At 68.2% G+C, this 24,938-nt stretch carries 19 protein-coding genes; 6 read left to right on the top strand and 13 right to left on the bottom strand.

Annotation, left to right across the window (positions count from 1 at the left end; genetic code table 11):
- Positions 1 to 91: 91 nt before the first annotated feature.
- Genes ACTWOL_RS04245 through ACTWOL_RS04280 form a run of 8 tightly spaced genes read right to left on the bottom strand, consistent with a single transcriptional unit; the run spans position 92 to position 13,639 of the window.
- The gene (locus tag ACTWOL_RS04245; RefSeq protein ID WP_474294451.1) at positions 92 to 907 is read right to left on the bottom strand and encodes a hypothetical protein; all 816 of its coding nucleotides are present in this window, start codon (positions 905 to 907) and stop codon (positions 92 to 94) included.
- A gap of 14 nt (positions 908 to 921) precedes the next feature.
- The gene (locus tag ACTWOL_RS04250; protein ID WP_474294453.1) at positions 922 to 2,571 is read right to left on the bottom strand and encodes a condensation domain-containing protein; all 1,650 of its coding nucleotides are present in this window, start codon (positions 2,569 to 2,571) and stop codon (positions 922 to 924) included.
- Positions 2,568 to 5,144 (bottom strand): FkbM family methyltransferase, encoded by a 2,577-nt coding sequence (locus ACTWOL_RS04255; protein WP_474294455.1) that lies wholly within the window; start codon positions 5,142 to 5,144, stop codon positions 2,568 to 2,570. The genes ACTWOL_RS04250 and ACTWOL_RS04255 overlap by 4 nt, the downstream gene beginning before the upstream one ends.
- Complete coding sequence (locus tag ACTWOL_RS04260) at positions 5,137 to 6,093, bottom strand: TauD/TfdA family dioxygenase (RefSeq protein WP_474294457.1); 957 nt, start codon at positions 6,091 to 6,093, stop codon at positions 5,137 to 5,139. The genes ACTWOL_RS04255 and ACTWOL_RS04260 overlap by 8 nt, the downstream gene beginning before the upstream one ends.
- Positions 6,090 to 7,334 (bottom strand): M20 family metallo-hydrolase, encoded by a 1,245-nt coding sequence (locus ACTWOL_RS04265; protein WP_474294459.1) that lies wholly within the window; start codon positions 7,332 to 7,334, stop codon positions 6,090 to 6,092. Before ACTWOL_RS04265 ends, ACTWOL_RS04260 begins: the two co-directional genes overlap by 4 nt.
- Positions 7,334 to 10,423, bottom strand: coding sequence for an amino acid adenylation domain-containing protein (locus ACTWOL_RS04270; RefSeq protein ID WP_474294460.1), 3,090 nt, complete (start codon positions 10,421 to 10,423; stop codon positions 7,334 to 7,336). The genes ACTWOL_RS04265 and ACTWOL_RS04270 overlap by 1 nt, the downstream gene beginning before the upstream one ends.
- A gap of 32 nt (positions 10,424 to 10,455) precedes the next feature.
- Positions 10,456 to 11,643 carry a cytochrome P450 gene (locus ACTWOL_RS04275; protein WP_474294462.1) on the bottom strand — a complete coding sequence of 396 codons (1,188 nt, stop codon included), beginning with the start codon at positions 11,641 to 11,643 and terminating at the stop codon, positions 10,456 to 10,458.
- A 1-nt stretch (position 11,644) separates the two neighbouring features.
- Positions 11,645 to 13,639 (bottom strand): carbamoyltransferase C-terminal domain-containing protein, encoded by a 1,995-nt coding sequence (locus ACTWOL_RS04280; protein ID WP_474294463.1) that lies wholly within the window; start codon positions 13,637 to 13,639, stop codon positions 11,645 to 11,647.
- A 289-nt stretch (positions 13,640 to 13,928) separates the two neighbouring features.
- Between ACTWOL_RS04280 and ACTWOL_RS04285 the strand changes: the two genes are divergently transcribed.
- The 4 genes from ACTWOL_RS04285 (at position 13,929) to ACTWOL_RS04300 (ending at position 19,938) form a co-directional block, all read left to right on the top strand.
- Entirely contained in the window at positions 13,929 to 15,350 is a 1,422-nt protein-coding gene (locus ACTWOL_RS04285; RefSeq protein ID WP_474294465.1) for a hypothetical protein, read from the top strand.
- A 92-nt stretch (positions 15,351 to 15,442) separates the two neighbouring features.
- Complete coding sequence (locus ACTWOL_RS04290) at positions 15,443 to 16,036, top strand: NUDIX domain-containing protein (RefSeq protein WP_474294467.1); 594 nt, start codon at positions 15,443 to 15,445, stop codon at positions 16,034 to 16,036.
- A gap of 260 nt (positions 16,037 to 16,296) precedes the next feature.
- Entirely contained in the window at positions 16,297 to 17,376 is a 1,080-nt protein-coding gene (locus ACTWOL_RS04295; RefSeq protein ID WP_474294469.1) for an NUDIX domain-containing protein, read from the top strand.
- A gap of 354 nt (positions 17,377 to 17,730) precedes the next feature.
- Positions 17,731 to 19,938, top strand: a complete 2,208-nt coding sequence (locus ACTWOL_RS04300; RefSeq protein WP_474294471.1) for a hypothetical protein — start codon at positions 17,731 to 17,733, stop codon at positions 19,936 to 19,938.
- Positions 19,939 to 20,573: 635 nt separating this feature from the next.
- Here ACTWOL_RS04300 and ACTWOL_RS04305 read toward each other — a convergent pair.
- Positions 20,574 to 21,011, bottom strand: coding sequence for a hypothetical protein (locus ACTWOL_RS04305; protein ID WP_474294473.1), 438 nt, complete (start codon positions 21,009 to 21,011; stop codon positions 20,574 to 20,576).
- Positions 21,008 to 21,517 (bottom strand): hypothetical protein, encoded by a 510-nt coding sequence (locus tag ACTWOL_RS04310; RefSeq protein WP_474294475.1) that lies wholly within the window; start codon positions 21,515 to 21,517, stop codon positions 21,008 to 21,010. Before ACTWOL_RS04310 ends, ACTWOL_RS04305 begins: the two co-directional genes overlap by 4 nt.
- 428 nt (positions 21,518 to 21,945) lie before the next feature.
- Here ACTWOL_RS04310 and ACTWOL_RS04315 point away from each other — a divergent pair, with 428 nt between their 5' ends.
- A complete protein-coding gene (locus tag ACTWOL_RS04315) occupies positions 21,946 to 22,626 on the top strand; it encodes a hypothetical protein (protein WP_474294477.1) in 681 nt (226 codons plus the stop codon).
- 115 nt (positions 22,627 to 22,741) lie between these two features.
- Here ACTWOL_RS04315 and ACTWOL_RS04320 read toward each other — a convergent pair whose 3' ends face one another.
- Positions 22,742 to 23,200, bottom strand: a complete 459-nt coding sequence (locus ACTWOL_RS04320; RefSeq protein WP_474294479.1) for a hypothetical protein — start codon at positions 23,198 to 23,200, stop codon at positions 22,742 to 22,744.
- Positions 23,194 to 24,099 carry a hypothetical protein gene (locus ACTWOL_RS04325; RefSeq protein ID WP_474294481.1) on the bottom strand — a complete coding sequence of 302 codons (906 nt, stop codon included), beginning with the start codon at positions 24,097 to 24,099 and terminating at the stop codon, positions 23,194 to 23,196. The genes ACTWOL_RS04320 and ACTWOL_RS04325 overlap by 7 nt, the downstream gene beginning before the upstream one ends.
- Before the next feature lie 2 nt (positions 24,100 to 24,101).
- On the opposite strand from ACTWOL_RS04325, the gene ACTWOL_RS04330 reads away from it, so the two are divergent.
- On the top strand, positions 24,102 to 24,581 hold the full coding sequence (locus ACTWOL_RS04330) for an ISAs1 family transposase (RefSeq protein WP_474301085.1): 480 nt from the start codon (positions 24,102 to 24,104) through the stop codon (positions 24,579 to 24,581).
- A 33-nt stretch (positions 24,582 to 24,614) separates the two neighbouring features.
- Here the strand turns inward: ACTWOL_RS04330 and ACTWOL_RS04335 are convergent, their stop codons facing one another.
- Entirely contained in the window at positions 24,615 to 24,809 is a 195-nt protein-coding gene (locus tag ACTWOL_RS04335) for a hypothetical protein (protein WP_474294483.1), read from the bottom strand.
- Positions 24,810 to 24,938 lie beyond the last annotated feature (129 nt).

The raw sequence follows: 24,938 nt of genomic DNA on the forward strand, positions 1-24,938 counted from the left end.
TGGATCCTCGATCCCGCGCTGGTAGGCCGGTGGATGGCACCGGCAGATGCCGGGGGCCGTGAGCAGCACCCCCCAAGGGCCGCCGACGGGATCACTGCTTGTTGGCCCAGTAGCCGGTCATCAGGGTCTTGCGCAGGACGCTGTCCCGGCTGCCGGCGACACCGTGGAGCGAGACGGGCGAGTTGGGCATGATGAACGCCCGGTTCGGAGCGAACTGCACCTGGTGGGCCGTGCGGTGCGCGGCGTTGGAGCTGAAGTTCAGGAAGTCGTGGTCCCCGGCGCGGCACTCGTACAGTGCGGTCCCGTAGCGGTTGACGCTGGTCTCGTCGGTGTCGCCCTCGAGCTGGAGGTAGACCACGATCGTCAGGAGCTTCGGTGCGGCGTCCAGGTGCGCGCCGAGCGCCTCGGTGGCGCCGGTGTCCTGGTTGGCGTAGAGCTTGAAGTTGGGCTGGTCCCGGTCCTGGAGCGCCTCCAGGCCCAGGTGTTCCTCCAGAGGGCCCGCGAATCGCGCGAACAGCGACCGGACGAATTCGGGGTGGCGGAACGCCAGGCGGGTCCGGTTCCACGTCTCGGTGGCCATCGGCGCGTCACTGCCCGCGAAGTTCTCGATGATGCGCTCCTTGCGGTTGCCGAGGTAGGCCTTGGGCTGACCTTCCACGAAGCGGGCGACCGGGTCGAAGCCGGACTGCGAGGGCCAGTTCGCCAGGACGCTGCGGTAGAGGTCCTCGCGCAGGAAGTCGTCGACGGTGGCGAACGGGAACGGGTCGTCGTGCATGCTCAGGCGGTCCAGAGCGGGGAGGAGCTCGGCGGCACCGGCGGGGATGTCTGCGCCGATGACCCGCTGGTAGCCGTCCAGGTAACGAGCCAGGCGGGGGTGGGCGGTGGTGGTCTGTCCGGTGGTGGTCACGGTGTTCCCTTTCGTCAGCGCTGGACCGGCATCGCCGGCGCGGTGTGGTCGTCGATGAGGGCCGCGAGGGTTCGCAGGGTGGGTGCCTGGTAGAGATCGCGAGGGTGGATCTGCGCGGTGAAGGTCTCCCTGATGGCTGCGACCAGGAGCGCCGCGAGCAGGGAGCTACCACCGATGTTGAAGAAGTGGCTGTCGGCGCTGATGTCGTCGGTGCCCAGCAGTTCGGTCCACACCCCCGCCAGGCGCTGCTCGGTTGGGGTGAGCTCGTCCGATGTCACCTGGCTGGCGGGCTGCCGGCTGTCGTGGAGGGCAGAGCTCGGAAGCTGGTTGAGGGGGGCGTCCGGTTCACTGAGCAGCGCGGTGAGGACGGCCTGGAAATGGTCGAGGAGATGGTGTGCGGTGGCGGCGGTGAGCTGATCGGCTCGGTAAGTGGCCCGGCACGCGATCATCTGGTCGCTGGGCCACAGGTGCAGCTCGAACGGGTACCTGGTGTCGGCGCGGTCGATGGGCCAGGGCGCCGCGCTGAGGGTGTGGAGGCTGAGGTCGGCGGCGGGGAGATTGTCGTAGGCGAAGGAGAGGTGGGTCAGCGGACCGATGCGTCCGGCGTGGTCGGCTGCGAGTTGAGCGGCAATTTCGGTGATGGGGGCGTCTGCGTGGTCGAGCGCGTCGATGACCTCTTCGCGGACCTTCTTGATCAGGTTGGTGAAGGTGGTGGTGGGGTCGATGCGGCTGCGAATCGGCAGGACGTTGACGAAGAACCCGATGAGGTTCTCGAAGTCGGCTGTGGGACGGTCGCCTCGCGGCGTGTTGACGATCAGGTCCTGACGGCCCAGCGCGGTGCCCATGGCAGCGGCGAAGGCCGCGTGCAGCACGATGAACTCGGTGGAGCTGGTGCGTTGGGCGAGCTCGAGTAGCTGACTGCGGGACACGCCGACGGACGGGATCTGGATCTCTCGGGCGCTGCCCGGCGGATCGTCGGTCTCCTCGGCCGCCAGTAACGGGGGCTGGTCTGCGACGCTGCGCAGCTGCTCGCGCCAGTACGCCAGATCCGTGGCGATGCGCGGCCGGTTTCGGGTCTCGGTGACGTAGTCGCCGAAGTCCACGGACAGTTTCGGGATGTCCGCGGTGGCGCCGGTGGTGTGGGCGGTGTAGAGGGCGGACAGTTCCCTGGCGAAGACGGATTTCGACCAGCCGTCGCACACCAGGTGGCTCATCAGCCAGAACAGCATGTGCTCGTCAGCGCTCAGGCGCAGGAGCATGACTTTGAACCCGGGCTCGCTGGCGACGTCGAAGGGGCGTACGGCCTCGGCTTCGATGATGCTGCGGGCCGCAGCCGGCCTCTCGGCGGCGGGGACAGGCTGGAGGTCGACCACGGGTAGCGGCACCGGGCTCGCCGGGTGGACCAGCTGTGCGGACTGCCGGTCCGGTGCGAGCGATGACGGCTCGGTGGCGGGAAAGGTGGTGCGCAGCACGTCGTGCCGCTCGGCGATGCAGTCCAGGGCCCGCCGGAGAGCGGGTACGTCGAGGGCTCCGGTCAGGTGGACGGCGGTCGGCACGTTGAGGGCGACCGGTCCGCTTGCGGCGGTCTGCATCAGCATGCCTTGCTGGCCGGCGGTGAGCGGGCGGCTCCTGGCATGGGGCGGGTTGGTGGCTGGGGCCGTCATGGGGCGGTGTCCTCCTGGGAACGGGTGAGCGCGGCGCAGAACGCGTCGAGGACGGGGTGGTCGAACAGGGTGCGCACGCTCAGCTGCGGGTGCCCGTTGCGGCGCAGCCGGCTGACGACACGGGCCGCGGACAGGGAGGTGCCGCCGCTGAGGAAGAAGTGCTGCCCCGGGGCAACCGGGCGGCCGAGGATCTCGGACCACAGGGCGGCAACCCTCTGGACCTGCGGGTCGTCGGCGTTGTGGCGGCCGGCTGCGCTATGTCCGGAAGCTGGAGAGGCGGCGAGCAGGCGGGCCACCGCCCGGCGGTCGGGCTTTCCGCTGGGGGTGCGCGGCATTCGGGCCAGCCCGGTGACGGCGGCCGGGCGATGGGTGTGCGGCAGGCGGCTGTCCACCCAGGCGAGCAGGTCGCGCTCGTCGAGGAGGACGGTCTCTCGGACCGCGCCCGGGGCGGCGGCCGGTGAGGCGGGGCCTCTGGTGTAGCCGGGGCGCCGGGCGTACAGGTAGTGCAGGCCGGCGCCTTGTGACATGGGGTCGGCTTCGGTGGCCGTGTGGAAGCCGCGGGTGTGGAGCTGGTGTACGAGGTCGGCGAGCCGGCCGTCGATGTCGTGGACCTCGGCGACGATCTGGTGGATGCGCGGCCAGTGGCGCTCGTCGATGCCGGCGAGGACGTCGGCCTCGGCCTTCTGCACGTCGATCTTCAGCAGGTCGACGTCGGTCACCCCGGCCGTGTCGAGCACGTCGGACAGACGCAGGACCCGGCAGGGGAACAGGTGACCGCGCAGCTTCCCCTCGATGATGTCGGCGGCTTGCTCGCGCCAGGCTTCGGCGTCGTCCACCGCGCCCGTCTCGATTTCGCGGCGGGCGATGGCGTGCAAGGTGTCGGCCTCGGCGACGGGGTCGGGGTGGAGGGTGGACAGCCCGGTTGCCCCCGGGTACCAGGTGATCTCGGCGGTCCCGGTGCGGCTGCCGAGGGCAGCTTCGAGGAGCTGCACGGTGGCGGCCGCGTTCAGCTGCAGGTTCGCGGCGGACAACTGGTAGGTGGGCGGGCACGGTTCGAAGGCGAGGACCCGGGCGGCACGCTGGGCCACGGACAGGGAGAACAACCCGATGTTGGCCCCGGCATCGATGACCGTGGCGTCGCTGGGTACGCCGATGCCGTGCCGCTCGTACACGCGGTGCCGGTAGATCTCCTCGTACATGTGAGTGGTTTCGGGCGGGTTGGCCTCGAGGACGCGCAGTTGCGCGTCGAGGTCGCGCAGCGGGTGGGCGCTGTCGTCGATCAGGTGTCCGGGACGCAGCTGGACGGCGGCGTGAATGCGCGGGTCCTGGTCAGGGGCGGTGAGCGGGACGACGACGGCTTCCTGGACGGCCGGGTGGGTACGCAGAGCTGTCTCGACCGCGTTCAGGTCGACTAGTTTCCCGGACACCTTGACCTGGCGGTCGGCGCGGCCGGTCAGGACGATGCGGCCGGCCTCGTCAACGCGAGCGAGGTCGCCGGTGAGATGCCAGCGGCGGCCCTCCCAAGTCACGAACCGGGTGTCCTGTTCGCCCTGCTGATAGCGGTAGCCGCGGGCCAGGCCGGGGCCCGACACGGCCAGCACCTCGCTTCGTCCGTCGCCGGGATCCTCCTGCTGCGGGTGGAGCGCGACGTGGGTACCGGACAGCGGGTCGCCGATCGGAAGGTAGCCGTCTCCCGGGAGGGCCGACGTGGTCACCAGATGGGCGGCGACGATGCCGGCTGTCTCGGTCAGCCCGTACATCGCGAAGAATCGCGACTCGGGCAGCAGCGTGGTCCAGCGCCGGGCAAGGGCGGCGGGGATGGGTTCGCTAGCGGCCATGATCCGGCTCAGGCCGGTGGCGGCGAGCATGTCCGGCGCCTGGGTGTCGGCCAGCAGTGTCAGAAGGGAGGGGACGGTGTCGAGGCTGGTGACCTGGTCGGTGGCGATGAGCTCGAGCAGGGCGTCGGGGTCCTGGCGCTGTGTCTCGTCGGCGACGACGACGCTGGCGCCGTGGAGCAGGGGCAGGAACAGTTGCCGGACCGAGGAGGAGAAGCTGAGGGGGGCCAGGAGCAGGCAGTGGTCCTCGGGGGTGATCTCGGTGAGCTGGTTCAGGGCCGCGAGGTTGTGCAGGACCGCTTGGTGCGGAACTTCCACCAGTTTCGAGGCCGCGGCAGTGCCGGATGTCGGCATGACGTAGGCGATGCCGTCGGTGACCGGGGCCTCGTCAGGCGCGAACGGGACAAGGGTGGCGTCACGGAGGAGGAAGTGAGGCTTGGCCCGGCCGGTGATCTGCTCCGGGTCGTGCGCGGGGTCGAGCGGAAGGTAGGCACACCCGCAGGCCATGACGGCCAGCAGATCCAGGAGCGCGAGCACGGACCGTGAGACGTCCACGCCGACCAGAGCACCTGGGGTCAAGCCCTGCCAGCGAAGGGCATCGGCGTGCTCGCGGATGCGGTCGGTCATCTGGCCGTAGGTCAGTCGGTCGCCGGGCAGCCACAGCGCGGAGGCCTCGGGCTGAGCGCGGGCGACGGTCTGCAGCGCGGCGATCAGGTCGGCGGGGGGTCGGTCAGTCATGGAACGTCACCGCCTTGACATCGGCGGCGGCGACCGGCCCGCCCATCGCGACCAGGATGGTGCGCTCGCCCTGGAAGGCTCGGCGGCCGTGGGCGGTCAGCATGTTGTCCAGCAGCAGGACATCGCCGAGCTGCCAGTCGAACTGGTGGGCCTCCTCACGCAGGACGGTGCGGGTCAACGTGAGCAGTTCGGTGGGGATCTCCGCGCCGACGCCGGTGCGCGCGTGCATCGGCATCTGCTCGCCGAACAGGTCCCGCCACAGCGCCTCGCGGTCGGGACCGCCGTGGGAGGCATGCCACAGGTGCAGCTGGTTGAACCACACCGGCTCGCCGGTGACCGGGTGGCGGATCGCGGTCGGCAGGCTCTGGGCGGTGCGCAGGGTGTCGTCGGGCAGCCAGGCGTGGTCGATGCCGTGCTCGGTGCAGTAGCGGCTGACCTCGTTCTTGTCGTCGGTGCCGAACGACTGCCTCCAGCTGATGCCCGGCCTGTCTGCGCATGTCTGGTGCCGGATGTAGGTGACCTGGTCGGGTATCTCGCCCGCGGCGGCGGTGACGCGGGCGAAGACCGTGCGGCCGTCGACGAGCGGGGTCTGTCCGCCCCGGCCGAGGGCTGGCGGCTGCGCGCAGTAGAACGCGATCCGGGCCGGCCACAACGGGCTGTAGGCGAGCTCGTGGTGCGGCGGAATGTCCTGCGTGCTGTCCCATTCGGTGCTGGTGTAGACGCCGTCGGTGACGGGCGTGCGCGGGGAAGCGCCGTGGACGTAGGGCAGAAGGTCGCCGAGGAAGGGGCGGACGGCGTGCCTGAACTCCTGCGGGCCGCTCACGGTGAACCCGCGCAGCAGGACCGCGCCGGTGGCGGCGAGCGCCCGCTCTACCTGATCCGCGTGCTGGCCGGTCCAGGTGGCGAGCGGGACGGAGGTCGGTGCGGTGAGAGTGCGCGGGATGGTCATGCAAGGCTCCCCGGGTGTGAGGTGAGCGCGAGCGCGGTGTCCTGGAGCATCTGTGCGCCCAAGACCAGGTCAGCGGGGCTGGTGTCCTCGTGCGGGACATGGCTGACGCCACCGATGCTGGGCACGAAGATCATCGCGGCAGGGGTGATGGCCGCCATCATCTGAGTGTCGTGCCCGGCTCCGCTGGTGAGGGGCAGCGTCGGCACCGCGCGCCGGGCGGCCGCCGCGGCGATCGACCGGCGCAGGGCCGCGTCGGTGAGTACCGGCTTCGAAGATGCGGCTCGGGTACACGAGGCCTTCACCGTGCGGCGCTGCGCGATGCTCTCGATTCGGCGCACGGCCTCGCCGGCCGCCCTGTGCAGCTGCCCTTCATCGGCGTCGCGCACGTCGACGGTCAGGTGCACGAGGCCCGCGATGGTGTTCGGCGAGTTGGGCGCGGCCTCGAGTCGGCCAATGGTGGCCACCTGGCACCAGTCGGCGGCGGGCAGGTGTTCGACAGCAAGGACGATCTCCGCTGCGGCGGCGAGCGCATCGGAGCGGCCGGGCATCGGGGTGGTACCGGCGTGGGCGGCCGCGCCCATGAGTTCGACTTCCAGTTGGACACGTCCCACGATGGCGTCGACGATGCCGATGGGGATGCGCTCTCGTTCCAGGACCGGGCCCTGCTCGATGTGCAGTTCGATGTAGGCCAGGAGCTGATGCGGGTCCAGGCGGGCCTGATCGATGGCGTCGAGGTTGCCGCCGGCCCGGGTGAGCGCGTCCCGCAGGATGGTGCCGTCGTAGGCGGTGGGCGCTGCGGCGGGTGTGGGCAACTGTCCGCTGGCGGCCAGCGATCCCCAGAACGGCTGTGGGTGTAGCGCCCCTTCCTCGTTGGCGAAGGCGACCGCGGTGACCGGGTGCGCGAGGTCGAGAGGGGTGAGGTTCTCGACGGCTTCCAGGGCGGAGACCACCCCGTAGACCCCGTCCAGCGGACCAGCGTCGACGACGGTGTCCAGGTGCGAGCCCAGAACCAGCGTGGTCGTGCCGGGGTGTGGGCGCGGCCCGAGCCACAGATTCCCGGCGGCATCCACGGCGGTGGGGAGATCGGAGTTCTCTGCTTCGCGGACCATGTAGCGGCGTGCTTCGAGGTCCGCCGGGCTGAAGCCGGGGCGGGTCACACCGCCGTTCTCGGACCGGCCGATCTGGGCGAGCTCCGTGAGGCGGCGCAGGAGCCGATCTCGGTTTACGGGCTGGGCAGGCATCAGTTCACCTCTCCTTCCGGTTCTGTCGGCGCGGCCGCGTGGTGGAGCTGGTGGGCCTCGGCTGTGTGAACGCACAGCTCCCCCAGACTCGGAGACCGGTCGACGGCATTCAGAGCGACCCTTGGGGGCAGGCAGAGGGTGCGGGCGAGCACGAGAGCGGCACCGGTCGTCCAGGACAGCGTGTTGGGCAACTCGCTCGCGGCGTCGACGTCCGGCCTCAGGCCCAGGGCATCGGTCACCTGCCGGCCGATGGCGTTGTCCACGGCGGCATGTCCGGTGGCGTGGCGCCTGGCGTTTCCGGGCGCCGGGAGCGCGGAGCGGTCGACCTTGCCATTGGCGTTGAGCGGGACAGCAGGGATGGCGATCAGGTGGGTGGGGACCAGGTGGTCGGGCAGCCGCGTGGCCAGGTGCTGGCGCATCTGGCCGCTATCGATCGGCATGGTGGCGACGTAGTAGCCGGCCAGGGCCAAAAGTTCGCGGCGGCTTCCGACTGCCGTGACGACGGCCTCGATGACCTGCGGGTGGCTGGTCAGCGCGGCCTCGACCTCGGCGGGTTCAACGCGGTATCCGCGGATCTTGACCTGCTGGTCCCGGCGCCCCAGGAACTCGATGCTCCCGCCGGGCTGCCAGCGGCCGATGTCGCCGGTGCGGTACATCCGGGCAGCCGGGTCGGCGGCGAAGGGGTCGGCCAGGAATCTCTCGGCGGTCAGCTCTGGCCGGCCGCGGTAGCCGCGGACCACGCAGGCGCCGCCGATGTACAGCTCCCCGGGCACACCGACGGGCACCGGCTGCTGGTCCTCGTCGAGGACGTACATGGTGGTGTTGGCGATCGGGCGGCCGATGGGGACGAGCTCCACGCCGAGATCGACGGTGTCGTCGATCGTGTGGACGCTGTTGCCGACGGATGCTTCCGTTGGCCCGTATTCGTTCAAGATCCGTGCGTGCCGTGTCGGTTCCCGGTCTCGCCAGTGCGCCAGGGTGCGGGTCGTGAACGCGTCGGCACCCACCGCCAGCATGCCGGTCAGTTCCTTGGCCTGGTCCGCGGTGAGGAGCTCGGCCAGCGCGTCGAGCTGTCCGGGGGTCAGTTTCAAGAATGCGAACGGAGCGTTCTTCGCCAGCGCCTCGGTGATCTGGAAGAGGTCGGCTCTCTCCGGGATCATCAGAACGCGCTGCCCGGCGAGCAGTGGCGCGTACAGGTTCGGGACGACCATGTCGTAGGCAACGCTGGAGAACACTGCGCCGCCGCCGGTGCGCTCGCCGATGTACTGCTCCACGCACCAGTGCAGGTAGTTCACCAGACCGCGGTGTGGCACCTCGACGCCCTTGGGCAAACCGGTGGACCCGGAGGTGTAGATGACGTAGGCCAGGTCGTCACCGGTGACTTCCGGAAGCTCCGTTGGGCCGCCGGGATCAGTGTCGCCACTGGCCAGGTCCCGGATTTCCGAGGCCGTCCACGGGCCTTCCGGGGTGCTGGCGGCGTAGGTGGCGTCGCTGAGCACCAGGGTGACCTTCGCGTCATGCAGCATGTGCACGGTCCGGCTCTCTGGCGCGAGCGGGTCCAGCGGGAGGTAGGCCGCGCCGGCCTTCATGACCGCGACGAAGGCCACCAGCAGGTCCGCGTTCCGGCGCGCGCGGACTGCGACGATCGCCCCGGGGCCGATGCCGAGCCGGGCGAGCCGGGCCGCGACTCGGGCAGCGCGTTCGTCCAGGTCGCGGAACGTCAGCTGCTGGTCCGGGTCCTGGACGGCGACGTGGCCGGGCGTGCGGCGTGACTGCTCCTGCAAGAGCTGGTGCAGCGGAGTCTGCAGGTCCCAGCTACGCTGCGGCCCCTGCCAGGTGGCCATCGTCAGGTTCTCGTGCGGCCGCGTCAGGACACGCGGCTCAGCGGAGCGGGGCGGCAGTGCCAGGGCGGTTTGGTGGACCTCGCCCAGTGCCCGCATCTGTGCCGGGCTCAGGCGCGTGGAGATCAACTGCAGCTTGGTGGTTCCGGTGCTGGGGCAGTGGATCAGGTGCAGCAGCACCGTTGCGTCCGCTGGATGGGTGGTGGCCGGTCCGAGCGCGGTGCCTCCCAGCGGGATGAGCTCGCTGGTTTCGGGGTCGGCCAGGTCGGCGGCGGGCCCGTGTTCGTCGACGAGGACCTGGGTGTCCAGGACGTCCACCATGCCGAGCTTCCGAGCGATCTCGTAGAGGGTGGCCGAGGATGTCGCGGCCAGCAGGGCGCGGCCAGCACCGGCCTGATCGTCGTCGAGGCGGCCGGTGCTCTCGGTCGGCGGCACGGGGGCGCTGGTTACGATCAGGCGCTGGCGGCTGCTCAGTTGGACGGAGATGTTCGGGGCCGGGCGGCCAGTGGCGGTACGCACCGCCGCGAGATGCGCATTGATCAAGGACTCCAGCGAGTGGCCGGTGCCGACCGGCACCCGGACCTTTACGGGGCCACCCGGCGAGCATTCGACTGTGTCGCTGGCCGAGTCCATGGGCTCTGTGATCCAGAACCGGGGCTGCTGCGCCCCGTCCTGCACCTCCGCTACTGCCACAGGCGGCACCGCGGACGGCAGCGTCAGATCGGTTGCGTTCTGGTGGGATACGGCGGCGGCCTGCTGGTGATAGCGGTGCAGGACCGTGGCCAGCGCCTGAGTCTGCTGCTCCAGGGTCAGTGCGGCCGGGTTGTGGACCAGCAGGAGAGCGGCGGAACCGGGGCCGGTGATCAGCCCGAGGCGTACGGCCGGCGACAGTGTCTCGGGATCGGGATCCAGCTGGGTGACCTCGCTCCCCCAGGCCGTGGCCAGCGCGCCGACGGTCTTCGTCAGGGATTCTGCGGGTGCATCGCCGAGGTCGTGGACGGTCAGGGGCGGCGGCTCGTCCGGGAACCGCCACACAGGCGTGGTCTCCCACAGGGTCAGCGCCTTGCGCAGCCCGGGCAGATCCGTGGCAGCAGCATGGTAGGCGGCTTCGAGGCGTCCGCGGTCGGGGACGAAGGAAAGCTGGAGGTGGACGACGGCGGCCCCGGCGCGGACACCTACGCGTAGCAGCGTCAGCTCGTCCGCATCCAAGGCCCCGGCCGGGGCCGATGACGTTGCGGAGGTGGTCATGGTGCTCTCTTTCGGCAGGGTGTGAAGGCCGGTCAGCTGAGCAGGGTGACGGGCAGGTAGTCGTAGCCCCAGGTGCGCAGAGAACGGGACCGTCGCCCGTCTCCGGCCGGGGCGAGCTGGGTCACGCGCTGCACCATCGCGTCGAGCAGGCAGGTGAGGGTCAGCCGCGCAAGCCAGGCCCCGAGGCAGTGGTGTGAGCCCATCCCGAACGACAGGTGGTCGTTGGGCTGGCGCCCAATGTCGACCTGGTCAGGGACGGGAAAGACGCTGGGGTCGCGGTTGGCGATCGGGTGCCATGCCGTGATGCGCTCCCCGGCTCGGATCGGGGTGCCTCCGATGGTGAGGTCCTCGGTTGCTGTCCGCATCACGTTCAGGCTGGGCGCGCTGAGGCGCAGGATCTCCTCCACCGCGCCCGGTAACAGTTGCCGGTCGGTGCGCAGTCGCTGCCACTGCTCGGGCGCCGCGATGAAGGTGCTGGCCGCGCCCACCAGCGCCTGCCGTGTCGTCTCGTGCCCGCCGGCGAGCAGCAGGTGCGCGTTGTAGAGGATCTGCTCCAGGCCGAGATCCTCCTGTCTGTCGGCGCGCAGCCGGGCAAGTACTCCCTCGCCCGCGCCAGGACGGTGCAGGAGCTGCTGGAAGTAGAGGAACAGCTCAGTGTTGGCTTCGGCCACGTCCTGCTGGCTCGGTTCGGGCGCGGAAAGCGGGCCGGAGCTGGAGCCGAAGGCCGCAGCGGTCCACTGGGAGACTTGCTCGCGGTCGGCGGCGGGGATCCCGAGGATCAGACCGGTCAAGGTCAGGGTCATCCGTGTGGCCACGGCCGTAGCGAAATCGACCTTCCCGGCATGGAATACCTCGTCGACCACCGTGCGCGCCGTCTCCGCCAGCGGCTCCTCGACGAAGGAGAGGGCTTGGGGCGTCATGGCCCGGCTGAGCCCGGCCTTCATCCGGCTGTGTGCGCGGCGGTCGGACTGCACGAGCATCCGGCCGCGGGCCGGCTGGTCGGCCTCGTGCAGCTGTCCGACGTGGATGCCGTACTGGCTGGAGACCTGCCGCCGGCTTCGGTACAACTCGACGACGTCGACATACCGCGTCAGCGCCCAGAACCCCGTACCAGCCCCGGAGTTCCAGTAGACCGGGCAGCTGCGCTGCAATTCCCGCAGTTCCTCCAGACCTCCGGTGGTGGCGAACATGTCCGGGTCGGCGAGGTCGATACCGGGCACGTCAGCCCCCGTGATGGGGGTCGTACTGCGCCATCGGCAGTTCCGGGGCCGTGTAGGCGGGGATGACGTCCCAGTCCAGCAGCGCCCGCCGGCGCAGGTCGAGCGCCAACGTGACCGCCCGGTCCGGCTGACAGCCGAGGTGCTCGGCGGCATCCCGAAGCGTGCGCTCGCCAGTGGCCAGGTCGAGCAGGAGCGCTTCGTCCGGGTCGAGACCGGTGGTGCTGGCGCCCGGCGTACGGACTGGTCGCAGATCGAGGCGATCGGGGGCGGGGATCTCGATCGTGCCGATGAACAGCCGGTCGAGCTGACTGCCGAAGAGGCAGTCGATCGCCTCCGCGGGGTCCTCGACGATCGGCTTGCCCCGGACGTTGAAGCTGGTGTTCAGCACCAGCGGGATCCCGGTGAGCCGCTCGAACTCCGTGATGAGCAGCCGGAAACCGCCGGGCAAGTCAGCGGCCACGGTCTGCAGGCGGCAGGTGCCGTCAACGTGGGTGATCTCCCGCACCTGCGGCGCATTGTCCGGCCGAACGGGGCAGACCAGAAGCATGAACGGGCTGTCTTGGCACGGCAGGACGAACCACGCCGTTGCCCGCTCCTGGAGGACCGAGGCAGCGAACGGCCGGAAGCCTTCGCGGAACTTCACGCGGGCATTCAGACGATCCTTCATCCCTGCGATCCCCGGGTGACACAGGATCGAGCGGGCTCCCAGGGCTCGCGGGCCGAGTTCTGCGCGGTCCTGGAACCAGCCGACGATCTCTCCGCGTGCGACGGCGGCGGCCGCTGCTTCGGCAGCGCCGCGCTCGTCGGCGTGGGTCACCGGATCCAGGCCGGTCTTCTGTGCGAGGGCCTGGATGGTGTCCTGCTGGTCGGTGACCTGAGATGGTCCGAGGTAGACGTGGGTCATTCGCGAGGCGAGTGCGGGGGCGGCGCGGCCGAGTAGGACTCGGTCGGCGTAAAGGGCAGCGCCGACGGCGTTGCCATCGTCAGTCGCAGCGGGGAACACGAACAGATCATCAGGCTGCAGCTCCGCGGCGATGCGTGTGTTCAGGGCACTGTTGAGGAAGCAGCCGCCGGCCAGTACAAGGCGGCGGGTGCCTGCTTCCTGCATCGTCCGGGCGGCCATCGCCAGACATGCGGCCTCGAACTCCCGCTGGAGCTGAGCGGCCAGGTCGAAGTGCTGGTGGTCGAACCCGCCCCCGCTCTGTGAGGGGCGAAGCAGGTAGCCGTCGGTGGTGCGGGTGGCGAAGCCGAGCTCGGCGAGGTGGGCGGCGGCCCCGTCAAACCGGATCTGGTCTCCGTCGGTGTGGATGAAAAGCGGCTCTTTCGACAAGGGCTTGCCGTAGCTGGCCAGTCCCATCGTCTTGCCGGCGTCGTCGTAGGTGGACCCAGGCTCGGCAAAGCCGAGAGCGAGTGTGACAGCCCGGTAGACCTCTCCGATGCCGGACAGATCGGTCGGGATCCACAGGTCACCGTCTCGGCGGCGTCCGGCGATCCTGCTGGAGGGTCGCACCGTTCGCCACAGCATCCGGGGCTCGCCCGTCGGCTGGAAGAGGAACGCGCTCTCCTGCTCGCGGGCATTCTGGCCGATACGTGAACCGTAGGCGTCGATGACGAGCGCGGCAGCCGGACGGTCTGCGGTGCTGCAGTAGAACGCGGCGCTGGCATGGGCGAGGTGGTGCCCGGGGTGGGGCAGTGCGAGCGCAGATGCCGGGTCCGTGAGCAGCCCAAGGCTTTCCAGCAGCCCGTTCTCCTCGCCCTGGCTGCGGGTCTCGGTGGAGGTCGCGATCCAGTGATCGACGTCCAGTCGGCCAAGGTCCTGGTCAGCGAGGACAGCGTCGATGAGGCGGGCCATAGCGGCGGGGTAGGCGTGGTGGGCGACGACGCCGCGCTTCACACCCGTGATGCGCTCCAGGGCTAAGGCCCCGCGAACTTGTCCGTCCACGATGAGCGCCGCGGCGCTGTCGTGGCTCATGTTCAAGCCGACAATGACGGTCATGAGGCTCCTCTTGGACAGGCGGAGAGCAGCAGGAGTCCACCGGTGGAAGAGAGACATGAGTAGTCGTCACTTTGCCTGCTGCGAGAGCTATTTGAGAGTGATGGGCGTGTATGCATAGCCGCTAGAGCTGGATGCTGTGCAACCTGTGCAACCCGCTGCAGCCTCTCCCCAGCGGCCACTTAGGGCCGGGACGATCGAGCCACTTCCCGGAACCGCCCCAGGACAATTAGCAACGCGGTGTACATTCTCCGTCACTCTCTGATGCACCATCGTGTTGAAGGGCTGCCCCATGGCTCGGTCAAAAGAGCTCTCACCCAATCACCGGCTCGGACATCTGATAGCCGAGACCGGCTGGGACAACGTCGGTGTTCTCGCCGACCGCGTGAACCGGCTACTCCGCCAGGCCGGCAGCCGCCGCGTGATCCACCGCACTACCCCGTACAAGTGGCTGCGTGGGCACGTCCCGAGCGGCCCCGTGCCGGCTCTCGTCGTCCGAGCGTTATCGACTGCGTTGGGTAGGGATCTCACATTCGATGACGTCTGGGTGCATCGCGGCCCGACTACCGTCACCGAGGTGATCCGCGCACACGAAGGGCTCGATCAACCCTGGGACATCACTGGCCTGCACAAGCTGCTGAAGGAACTGGACACGGTGTCCGCCCGCCGTGTAGTGCTGGCCGCCACGGGAACAGTCCTGACAGCGCTGGCCTGGCAATCCCTCGCCGCCCCGGTTCCCCGTCTCATCGCCCCCCGCAAGCCGACCACCGCGGTCCCGCCATCCGCACTGCGGATCGTGGACAGCCTGGTCTCCTCCGCGCAGGCTGCTGACGACAGGGAAGGAAGCTCAGCCAGGCAGACCATCAGCATGTCCGTCCCGATCATCGTGAAGCTGCTCCAAGAAGGCGACTACTCCCCCGAAGCCGGGGCACACCTGGCCCGATCTCTTGCCCAGGTCTGCCAGACCCTGGCCTCCATGCATCATGACGAACTCGCTGCTGGCATTTCCCAGCGCCTCTACCTCATGGCCTTGCGAGCCGCCCATGCCGCAGGCGATCACGCCCTCGTCGCAAGCATTCTCGCTCGCATGTCAGGTCAAGCGGCTGACTACGGACAGGCCGCCGATGCCGTCCAACTCGCCGCGACGGCCACCGAGGCAGCCGCGCACGCCGCGCCGAGCGTGCGAGCCCTCGTTGCGGCTCGCAAAGGAATCGCCCACGCCAGCGCCCGCGAATCGGACGCCTTCGAAGCGTCGATTGACGACAGCAACCGTTTTTTCGAACAATCGGCTCGTCAAGGCGAAGCCTCTTCCTGGGCCGGCTACGCCGATCGGACCGAACTCGACGCCATCGCTGGACGCGGCCTGGTCATTCTGGCAGCCAAACGCACCGCTGACCCGTTGATCGTGTTGCCCCGGGCATCCAAGCTCTTACAGGCTCGGGCGCAGACGCCGCTGGGTGGCGATCATCAACGCTCCGCCCTACGTCACGGAGCCCTCTACAGCCTGGCTCAGGCCCAGCTCGGCAACCTCGATGCCGCCGTCGATGCAGCCGAGACTGCCCTCACCCGACTGCCGACCGTTGCATCCACCCGAAGCGTGATGTTGCTACGCGATCTTGCCTTCGTGCTGGACGGGCACAGCGCCGCATACCCACGGGCCCGCACGATCGTTCACGACATTCACGGCCACTGCCAGCGCCTTCGTCTGCGCTAGGCGCCACCCACCGATAGTGACGCGTCACTACGTCAGAACCTATACCAGTCAACGCATCTGCTGGTTCAGCACCGTCACCTGGAGGAATACGCATGATCAGCGGCTGGACTACGGTCTCGTCGACCGTTCAGTACGCCGGAGTCCGGGTGGTGGTGCGCCGCGATTCGGTCAGGCGCACAGACCAGAGTCTGGGGACCTACGAGTACACCGAGTCGGTCGACGGCGTGCGCGTTGTAGCTCTCGACGACCGAGGCCGGATCGCTCTGGTGGAAGAGAACGTCTACGTGTGCGGTCAGCGGCTGCTGATGTGCCCCGGTGGCGGATGCGAGCCCGGCGAGGATCCGCGGGCGGCTGCACGCCGGGAATTGGCCGAGGAAGCGGGCATCCGTGCCGCCGAGGTCGAACCGCTGATGACGATGTGGCGGATGCCTGCTGGCGCGCGCACGCGTGAGCACCTCTTCCTTGCACGGCACTTGAGCATCGGTGAACACCATCGGGACGCAAGTGAGGCCGACATGGAGCTGTGCTGGGTCGCATTGGAGGATGCGGTAGCGATGTGCGGCGACGGTCGGATCACCGAAGCCGGCACCCTCGCAGCGGTCTTGCTGACCGCGCAGCGCGCCGCTTCTAGCCCAAGCCCTGAGCCTCGGGTCAAAAAGGCCCACTTTGCTAACGCCTCTGCCTGAGCGTCGGCGTTTCGGCCAACCAGCCACTGGGCGTGTGCTCTTGCGCAGCAGGGGTCGTTGCAGCACACACCTTCGAAAATCCGCACAACTCCGGGGTGTCCAACCCGTCCGAAAGCGCAGGTGTTCGAACTCGGTGCGGCGTCGTTGAGCACGACGACACGACCGTCACGTCCACGAGAGGGAACTCATTGACTGGAGGACGGGCTCGTTGAGGACGGGGTGTTCGACGTGCTGCTCGCCCGCCGGACGGGAGGTGCCCGGTGAGCGGCGGCGGGCGGCACATGGTGCCGGTGGACGTGCATCTGATCGCGGTCCGCGAGGGGAAGGAGGGGCCGGAGGTGCTGCTGTCGCGGCGGGCCGGCACCGTCTACGCCGCGGGGCACTGGCACTTCCCCTCGGGCCACGTCGACGGTCCCTTCGAGGACGTCGTCACCGCGCTCGTGCGCGAGGCGTACGAGGAGACGGGCCTGGTGGTGGATCCGGACGACGTACGGGCCGCAGTCACCGTGCACCACCGGGCGCCGGCCGGGAGCGCGCGGGTCGGGTTCTTCTTCGAGGTCCGCCGCTGGGCCGGGACTCCGGACGTCAGGGAGCCCGAGGTGTGCGACGCCGTGGACTGGTTTCTCCACGCGCTGCCGGAGCCGATGGTCGCCTACTGCCGCGCGGGGCTGCAGGCGTACCAGGCGGGTGTTCCCGTGGCGCTGCACTTCCAGGAGCCGGACGATCCGTTCGGGCACGACCCGGCTACCGACCGGCTCTGCCTCGTGCCCGCCCCGGGCTGCGGTGAGCCGCGTCCTGGGCGGGAGGTGCGGGAGTTCGCCGAGCAGGCGATCGGCCGGATCACGACCTGGACGGACGTGTCCTGGGCACGTGAGGAAAGCCGCGTATGGCGGGCGCACGGCGCCGAGGGCGGCACCTGGTACGTCAAGATCCACCAGAACGACCGCTTCCACCAGCGTGAAGTGGCCGCGCTCCGCGTCTGGGTGCTAGGCATCGGTCCGGCGGCGCCTCGCCTGGTAGCCGCTGACGCGCAGTTGCGGGCCGTCGTGCTCACCGCCGTGGGGGGCCGATCCCTGTGCGGCGCCACGTACGCGCCCGAGCAGCAGCGCCACATCTTCCACCGCATCGGGCAGCTCGCAGCCGCCATCCACACCAGCGCCCCACCGCGCCCGGCAGCCAGCACCCTGCCCCTGGGGAAGCTGGAGCGGCACCTGAACGGCGCCCGGTCTCACCTCGCGGCCGGGGACGAGGAGTTCATCCGCACCACCGCCGAGAAGGCCGCCGGCCTGCCCGCCCCGGACGTGGTGCCCACGCACGGTGACTTCCGGGACCTTCATTAGGCAAGTCAGTTGTCGGGATTGGAGTTGTCGGGGCTGCTGGCCGTCAGGGTGGAGGCGCAACATCATGTGGTCCGCCTTTCGGGTGGGTTGAGAGCGATTCGGTTCAAGTCGCGATCTGTCGGCGCTCGTTGTGGTTGGATGAAGGAACGTCACCTGCGTGGAGGCGTGCTGCCTCACCTGCTGCGCTGCGGCCCAGGGGTGAAGCTGATGATTCTCGGATCGTCGCAGCACGGAGCCCTGTCGGTGTCGCCGAAGCGCCGGGCACCGAGAGTCCCCGGAGGCAGACAGCGAGTGTGTGGGCCCCGATGGTTCCGCTGCACGCGGACTTTCGGCACGGCCCAAGGAGCACTCTCCGTGAGTCTCAACCCAACTTTTCGCTCGCCTGCACACACGACGGATCTCGATGAGACGCTAACTTCGGTCTCTGCCGTCGGCGTCTCTGCGGAACCGGCGCTCGATGCCGACACCGCTGACATCAACGTTTCCGCTGACCGGGATAGCACCCTCGACCCGAGCGATGAGTCTGAACCTCCACTGCAGGTCATCCCGGTCACCAGCACCATCGACGCCCATGGTCGGCCCACGCTGCGCGTAGTCGATGCCCGTTCGGCTGCCAAAAAGGCCGAGCTTCTGGCCGCGCAGCCGAACATTCAGCTGGGCGTGAGCACATTGACGCGTCTGGCCTCCTCGTGCGTCACGCTCGCCGAACTCACCCCGGCCCATATCAAGAGTCAGCGCGTAGAGACCGGGTGGCTGTCCATGATCGAGGTGCGCGAGTTCGTCACGCTCCTCGGCTTGACACCCAGCAATGACCGGCTCGGTGACCAACTCATGTATGCAGCCGATCCTGCGTTCACTTCCCTTGCGACGGACACCTTCGGTCGACCGGTCGGTCACATCGCGGTGCCGATGCCCACGTCGGAGGGCACGAATGCGCAAATCGTGTACAGCGCAACAAAGGCCACACTACTGCAGGCCACAGATCGTAACTGCCTTGCAGTACAGGCGGAGAACCCGCAAGACGACATTGGTCCCGACATCATCCATCGGGCTCTGACTGCAGTGTTCACGTTGCTGGACTACTCCGGCGAGCGTGAGGAAGAGGAGCAGGCCACAGCAGATGGCAACAGCCGGCTGGGAAGCGCCTACGCGCGGATTGAGATCGTCCCGGAATGGCTGCCGACGCGGCTGCGGAAGCAGTACGCGGTTCCGGTCAGCGAACGCAAGAAGACGGTTAAGCTCCTCCCGTCAATGATCATGAACTGCACATTCTCCGAGCGCCGCGACCTCACCCGAAAGATCATCAAGGCGAACGAAGAACGGCTCGCCATGCCCGCAACAGGGAAAGCCAAAGATCTCAGGGAACGTAACGCTGCCGTTTGCACGCTCAACGCGCTGACCGCGCCCGTCCAGGTGATCGTTGGCTACGTCGACGACGACCAGGCCACCTACGGGATGAGCCGCTTCGCATCGGCAGTCCGTTCACTCCTTGTACGCATGAATGTTGGCGTCAAGGCCTTCGATAAGGGCGCGCAGAACGCCGTCAAGGCCGAAGAGATCGTGCTCGCAGCTCGTCAAAACGGCCACTTCGACGACGCGGATACAGACCTGCTGATCGGTCGCGGCGACGTGACCGCGGCCATGGAGTATCACGGGCTCGACCCATCCCTGCGTGATCTCCGCGCGGCGTTCGTGACGAGGAAGTGCTCTGAGCACGCCTACTGGCTCAACAAGGCAATGCGCGAGAAGAACAGAGCTGGGAAGGTCACACCCGTTCACCGCACGGGTGCCGCGAGTGAGCTCGCGTTGCGCTCCTACACCACCAAGCTCAGCTCCACTGAGCTTGACCGCGCCCGCACTGCGCTCAATTCCGGGTGCGTATGGCAGGACCTCATCAGCTCGCCATGGCACGTCACGAACGTAAACAGCAGCGACAAGATCGACGAGCTGCTCAAGAATGCTCTCACCGAACTCGGCGTCAACCAAGACGGCGACACGGTGACAGGAAAACCGGGAGAACATGCCCGACTCCTCGGCGTCCTCGGCCTGTTCGCGCTTGTCATCGCCGGCGGCCTTACCAGCCCGAAGGGGTCGAGCGAGAAGGAGGTCAACGATGCGATCGACCGATCCAGCGTCGGTAGCATCGTCGACAAGCTTCTGACCTTCCCGTGGGGCCTGCGCCTGCTCGCCGAGAACATCAAACGTGCCCGCGCCAACAGCCCACTTCTCCTCGCGCAGGTCCCGGACGGCGAGACAGAGATCGAGCTCGTCGACGACGCGGCCGCCACCGTCACAGTGCGTGATGCCCGACTGCGGCAAGCGGTCCGCATCGCGACTCAGGGCCGCGCAGAGAAGACTGCCGCCTCCGATGAGGAGACAGCGTTCACCGCTTTGTGCCGCCACATTACTCAGGCCGACGAGGCATTCAGGCGCTACCGCGCGATCCGCAACGAGGATCCCTCGCCTCCGCTGCTGCCGACGGTGAAGACCGACACACCTATCAAGCAGCTCGAGACGATCGCCAAGGCCCTCAACAAGATGACCGTGGACGAAGACCAGTGAGCACTCTCGATTGGCCCGGTGTCGTCGAAATGACCGAGCGCCGATACCACTATCTGGCATCTCTCGCTGGCAAGCACCTTCTCGATCACCGTCCGGTGCCGTACCTCCTTGGCCGGCCCTACGACGGCGAAGAGGAGAAGGCGGTCTACATCGTTGTGAACCACAATGACCTGGCGTGCTACGGAGGTCAGACCAGGCCCACGAAGTGTTGGACGGGGGCAACTGGTGTTCGCCTTGGGCAGCACCTGCGGGAGGAGTCCAAGCGTCGAGAGTGGAAGGCGTTTTGGGTCCTTCCGCTGAAGTGGGCCACGGGGCCTGAATTCGTCAACTGGTATGAGGACACCGTCACTGCCCGGCTCGGGCTGCCGTTGCGTCGACGAAGGGGCGGCCGGACTTCCTTTCGCTCGTAGGGATCACAAGCGCCGAGTGAGCGACCTCTAATGGCATGGCGTGCACCACGGCGTCTCCCGTCTCCGGTGAGGAGAAATCCATGCCTAATTTTCTCCTCACCGGAGCGAGTGCTTGGCTGGGCCCCGATACCTTTCAGTGAGGCGGAGGATGTGGCGTCGTCCGGTGGTGACGAGCTGGACGACCGTGGGAAACCGCAGCATGCGGAACCATCGGGTTGAGAAATGTCAGCCCCGCCCTGCCCGCCGACGCGGGGAGGGAAGGCGGGTGACGTTCCCGGACTGCTCAAGTTCCTCCCGAGCTTGCAACAGTTCCAAGTCAAGCTCGGCAACAATCCGCCGCAGCGCGGCACTGACGGCTCGCTCCTTCGCGAGTGCCTTCGTGACTGCCGCCAGCTCCTCCTTCACCTCGGCGTATTTGTCGGCCAGTTCCTGCATGGCAGCCGGTGTGACGTTCTGCGCCTTGGCACGCGCCTGGAACTCCTCCACGAGGTCCTTGTGGTCGCCGTAGGCGACATCGCGCCGGAGCCCGGACTCACGAAGCAGCTCGGAGGCGGTGAGTTTCCCAGAGACCGAGCGCAGGGGCGTGCCGGCCAGGAGGCGATCGGCTGCGGCCCGAAGCACGGCACGTTCGGCTTCCCGATCCCGCGGGCGTCGGCTGGTCATGCGGTCCTTTCCCTGGCGTCAGGGGCGCCGTGTACTTGGTGGCGGTCGATGATCCCCGATAGATGCGCAGCCTGCGCCGCCGCGCGGTCGCGCCGGGGCCTGGGGGCCAGCGGGTCGGCCGCGTCGGCCCGGTGCCGCTCGCGTCGGCGCTGCACGTCGTCGATGTCACGATCGGTGTAAGCGAGGTTGGCGCACGAGGATCTGCACTCCGACTCGTCCGGCGTGTCATCGTCTGGCAGCCCGAGTGCAAGTTTGGCCTTGCGGCAGGCGGCCGTGGCCGCACGCCATACGCAGGTCATGCCCTGGCCGTGATAGATGGCGGGATCCATCTGTTCCAGGAGGCGTTCCACGCTACCGGCGCTTGTCACCACTCGGCCTTCGAACGACGCGGTGCGCTCCATGCGAGCCCGGTACTCGTCGGCAGAGGGGCCGCTGACGTGCTCACCGGCTGCGAGGTGCTGGCCGTCCTGTTCGACCTGGTCGATGATGAGCTCGAGTTTCTCCACGGCGATGTCGTGCAGCCAGGAGGGGTCGGCATACCCTAACGGTGGAGTCGGGTATTGGAACTCTCCGAATACCCGGTCGCCACCTGCGGCACCAGGCCTTGGGTCGGGTGAGCGGCGTGCCGCCGCCGTGCGCGCTCATGTCCTATCGGCAGGGCCGGCTCCTCGCTCGAGGAGCCGGATTCGGCCCACGGCCTGGAGCCGCCCAGGCGAGCCCAGGCCGCGGACCATCGGCGATGTCGCTCGGCCCTTGCGGTCCTCGATGCGTCCCCTTCGCGCGCTGTCACGGGCCCCATGTGGCCTCACGCGGCGGCAACGCACTACGCCCAACGGACGAACCTGATGGCGCTCATTCATAAGTCGTCATGTAAATGCGACATCTGAACATAGCGTGGTCTGGTCCTGCCATTAAGACAGTGGAGTGGTCTCGCATGGGATACAACGTTGCCGCCATTAAGTTGCAAGTTGAAGGACGGGACCTCACCACAGTCAAGTGGGTGACAGATGTTCTGACGTGGCTTAACTATACGTACGATGTTGTTGCCGTCGTCGATCTGATTGAGAACGGAAATTTTCCGAGCTCCGAAACTGGGCTATTGGAAGCGGTACTTGATGCCACTCCGGAAACTGGTCTCCCTGCGGCGGTACTCGCTCTTGAGTCGATGATTTCCGATGAGGGGGCCAGGCTTCAGCTGGAAGGATTGACCACTGGACATACCTTCCACATTGAGATCAAGGGTATTGACAAGGTAATTGATGCCATTGCTCGGATTTGCGATCCCGCCAGACGGAGGGAGCATAGGGTCAAAGCAGAAAGGGAAGCGGAGGAGGCCCGCCATGAAGCGGAGATGAACAGGAGCGAAGAGAAGGTTGTCACTGCCAAGGCGGAGCGCGAGGTGCAGGATGTCAAGATCAAGGCTGCGCATGAGAAACTTACGGGAATTGGGCTTCTCGCTGAGACGCATTCGAGGCTGCACGACCAGTTGACGGAATATTACGGCGAGGAAGCTGCGCAGAGAGTGATGGATAAAATCGGCGCGGAGCTCGACAGGGCGATCGGGATCCAGCCCGCGAGTGAAATCAAGATGATCGAAGGCCCGGATAACCGCTAGAGCACTGGATTGCGTTCGCTATGGGCGATCAAGCGTAGTCGTCTGGTAATCGTGCGGGAATTCATGCTGCCGGAGCATCCGCCAAACCGGCCATCCAGGGTGTACGTCTTCATTATTACCGATGAGCGCGGTTGGAGCGCTGGCTGACGTCGGCGGCGTAGGCGGCCCAGTCCCCGCCTGATGCCTGCTGCCACTGGACAGCGACTTTGATGTGGACCCCGAGCATCCGGGCGAGGATCGCGGCGGGGACTTCGGTGGCGAGGGTGAACAGCGCGGTGGAGCGGTCCTGCCTCGGCTGGATACCGATTTTCTGGAGGCGTTGGCCGATCCGGTCGTCCCCGAGGGGGTGCCCGGGGCGTCCTCCTGGGAACAGCCATGGGACGTCGTCGGGGGTGCCGATCTTGGCTTTGCCGCGGCGGGTCGTAACGAGCTCGAGGACCAGGCTGGCCAGCGGTGCGGGGAGGACGACTGGCGAGGTACCGAACGTGACGGAGACCGTGTCGTTGCCGATGTGAACGTCGTCGACGGTGAGCTGGCTGATGGTGGCGATCTTCTGTGCGTAGAGGATCAGCAACAGTCCCGCGACGCGGTCCGGGGTCGGCAGGGTGTTGTCGTTGAGGAGGCGGCGGGCTCGGCCCAGCGTTTCTCGCTGTCGATGGTGCTGAGTGGGCCGGTCCAGCGGACGGTGCCGTAGGTCAGGTCACGGGCGTGCCGGTGCTGTACCGACCAGCGGATGAAGTGGCCGGTCTCGTCGCGGTAGCTGACCTTCGGGGCGGCCATCCAGCGTTCCAGGTCCGTCTGGGTGCAGGTGCCCAGTGTGAGTCCGTCGCCGGTGAGCCAGTTGAGGAAGTTGTCCGCGGCGGTGACGTGGCAGCGCACGTTCAGGTCCTGGAGCCGGGTGGTGTGGTCTGCTCCGAGGCGGCGCCGGAATCGGCGCATGTGGTGCCAGACCGCGTAGCCGTGCAGGATCCGGCGCTCGGCGAGGTCGGTGCGGGCCTGGACCGTCGCGGTGATCCATTTTTCCAGGGCGACGAGCCGCTCGTCGCGGGGTGGCAGGGCGCCGGTCGCGACCAGGACACTGCGCAGGTGGGCCAGCACTTTGCCCGCAGGTAGTTCGTCGAGGACCTCGTGGGCGACGGGTCGCTCGTCGCGTCCTATGCGTTCCAGGAGGTCGCGGGCCTTCGAGCGGGAGACCCAGGCAAAGGCGACGTCCGGGCGCTCGGCGCTCGTCAATGCCTCGTGGAACGGGGCGAGTTCGGGCCGGATGGCCCCGTTGGCGTCGCCGAGGAGGTTGCGTACTTGCTGGTCGAGAACGCATCGCTGGCAGGGGCGGGTGCTGAGCTGCCAGGTGATGGTGCAGACCGGGCAGCGGCCCCAGAAGTCCGGGTCGGGGTTGGTGCATTTCGCGCACAACGGCGCCTCCCAGGTGCCACTGCGGGCCTGGGCGACGGTGCCGCAACTGCTGCAGGCCACCCATCGCTGCTGGCAGCGGTCGCACCAGGGCTGGCCGGTGGCCCGAGCGCGGGCACGGGCGGCGCGAGACCCGCTCCACCCGCGTCCTTACCGTCACCGACCTCCACCTGGACTTCCCCCACGTGGTCCAGGCCGCGAAGATCCTGCGTCACCGCACGGACGTCCGCACCGGCAAGGTCACCCGCCAGACCGTCTACGCCATCACCGACCTGACGGCCCAGCAGGCCTCCCCGCAGAAAGTCGCGCAGCTCGCCCGCTCGCAGTGGACCATCGAGAACCGGCTCCACTTCGTTCGCGACACCACCTTCGCCGAGGACTCCTCCAAGATCCGCACAGGGCACGGCCCGGAGAACATGGCCACCCTGCGCAACCTGGCCATCGACACCCTCCGTCGGGCCGGGCACCGCAGCATCGCGGCCGGCCTGCGCGAGGTCTCCTACGCGCCCCACACCCGCCCCCTCGACCTACTCAAGCTGCCCTGACCAGCAACAGCCCCGGGCCACAACGACTATGAATCAGCCCTGGCCCGGCTCCTGGGAGGTCAGCCATCGGCCGATGTCACTCTGAGTGCACGTGGCCAGGGTGCTGCCGGGTTCTCGGAGCCAGGCGAGCAGGCGGATGGCCGAGCGGATCTCGTATCGGTAGAAGTTGAACTGGCCGCTGGTGAGGGGGCGGCGCCGTGCGGGGCGCAGTCGGAGTCGGAGCGCCACCGCGAAGGGGTGGCGCTCCGGTGCGAGGGGGTCTGGATCCGCGACGCCAGAATCGAGTGACCTGCTTCTTGGTCAGAGCCACGAGCGTCCCAACCCCGGTGACCTAAGCCTGGGGCCGCCAGTCGGCCT

Source organism: Micromonospora sp. IBHARD003 (assembly GCF_056106285.1).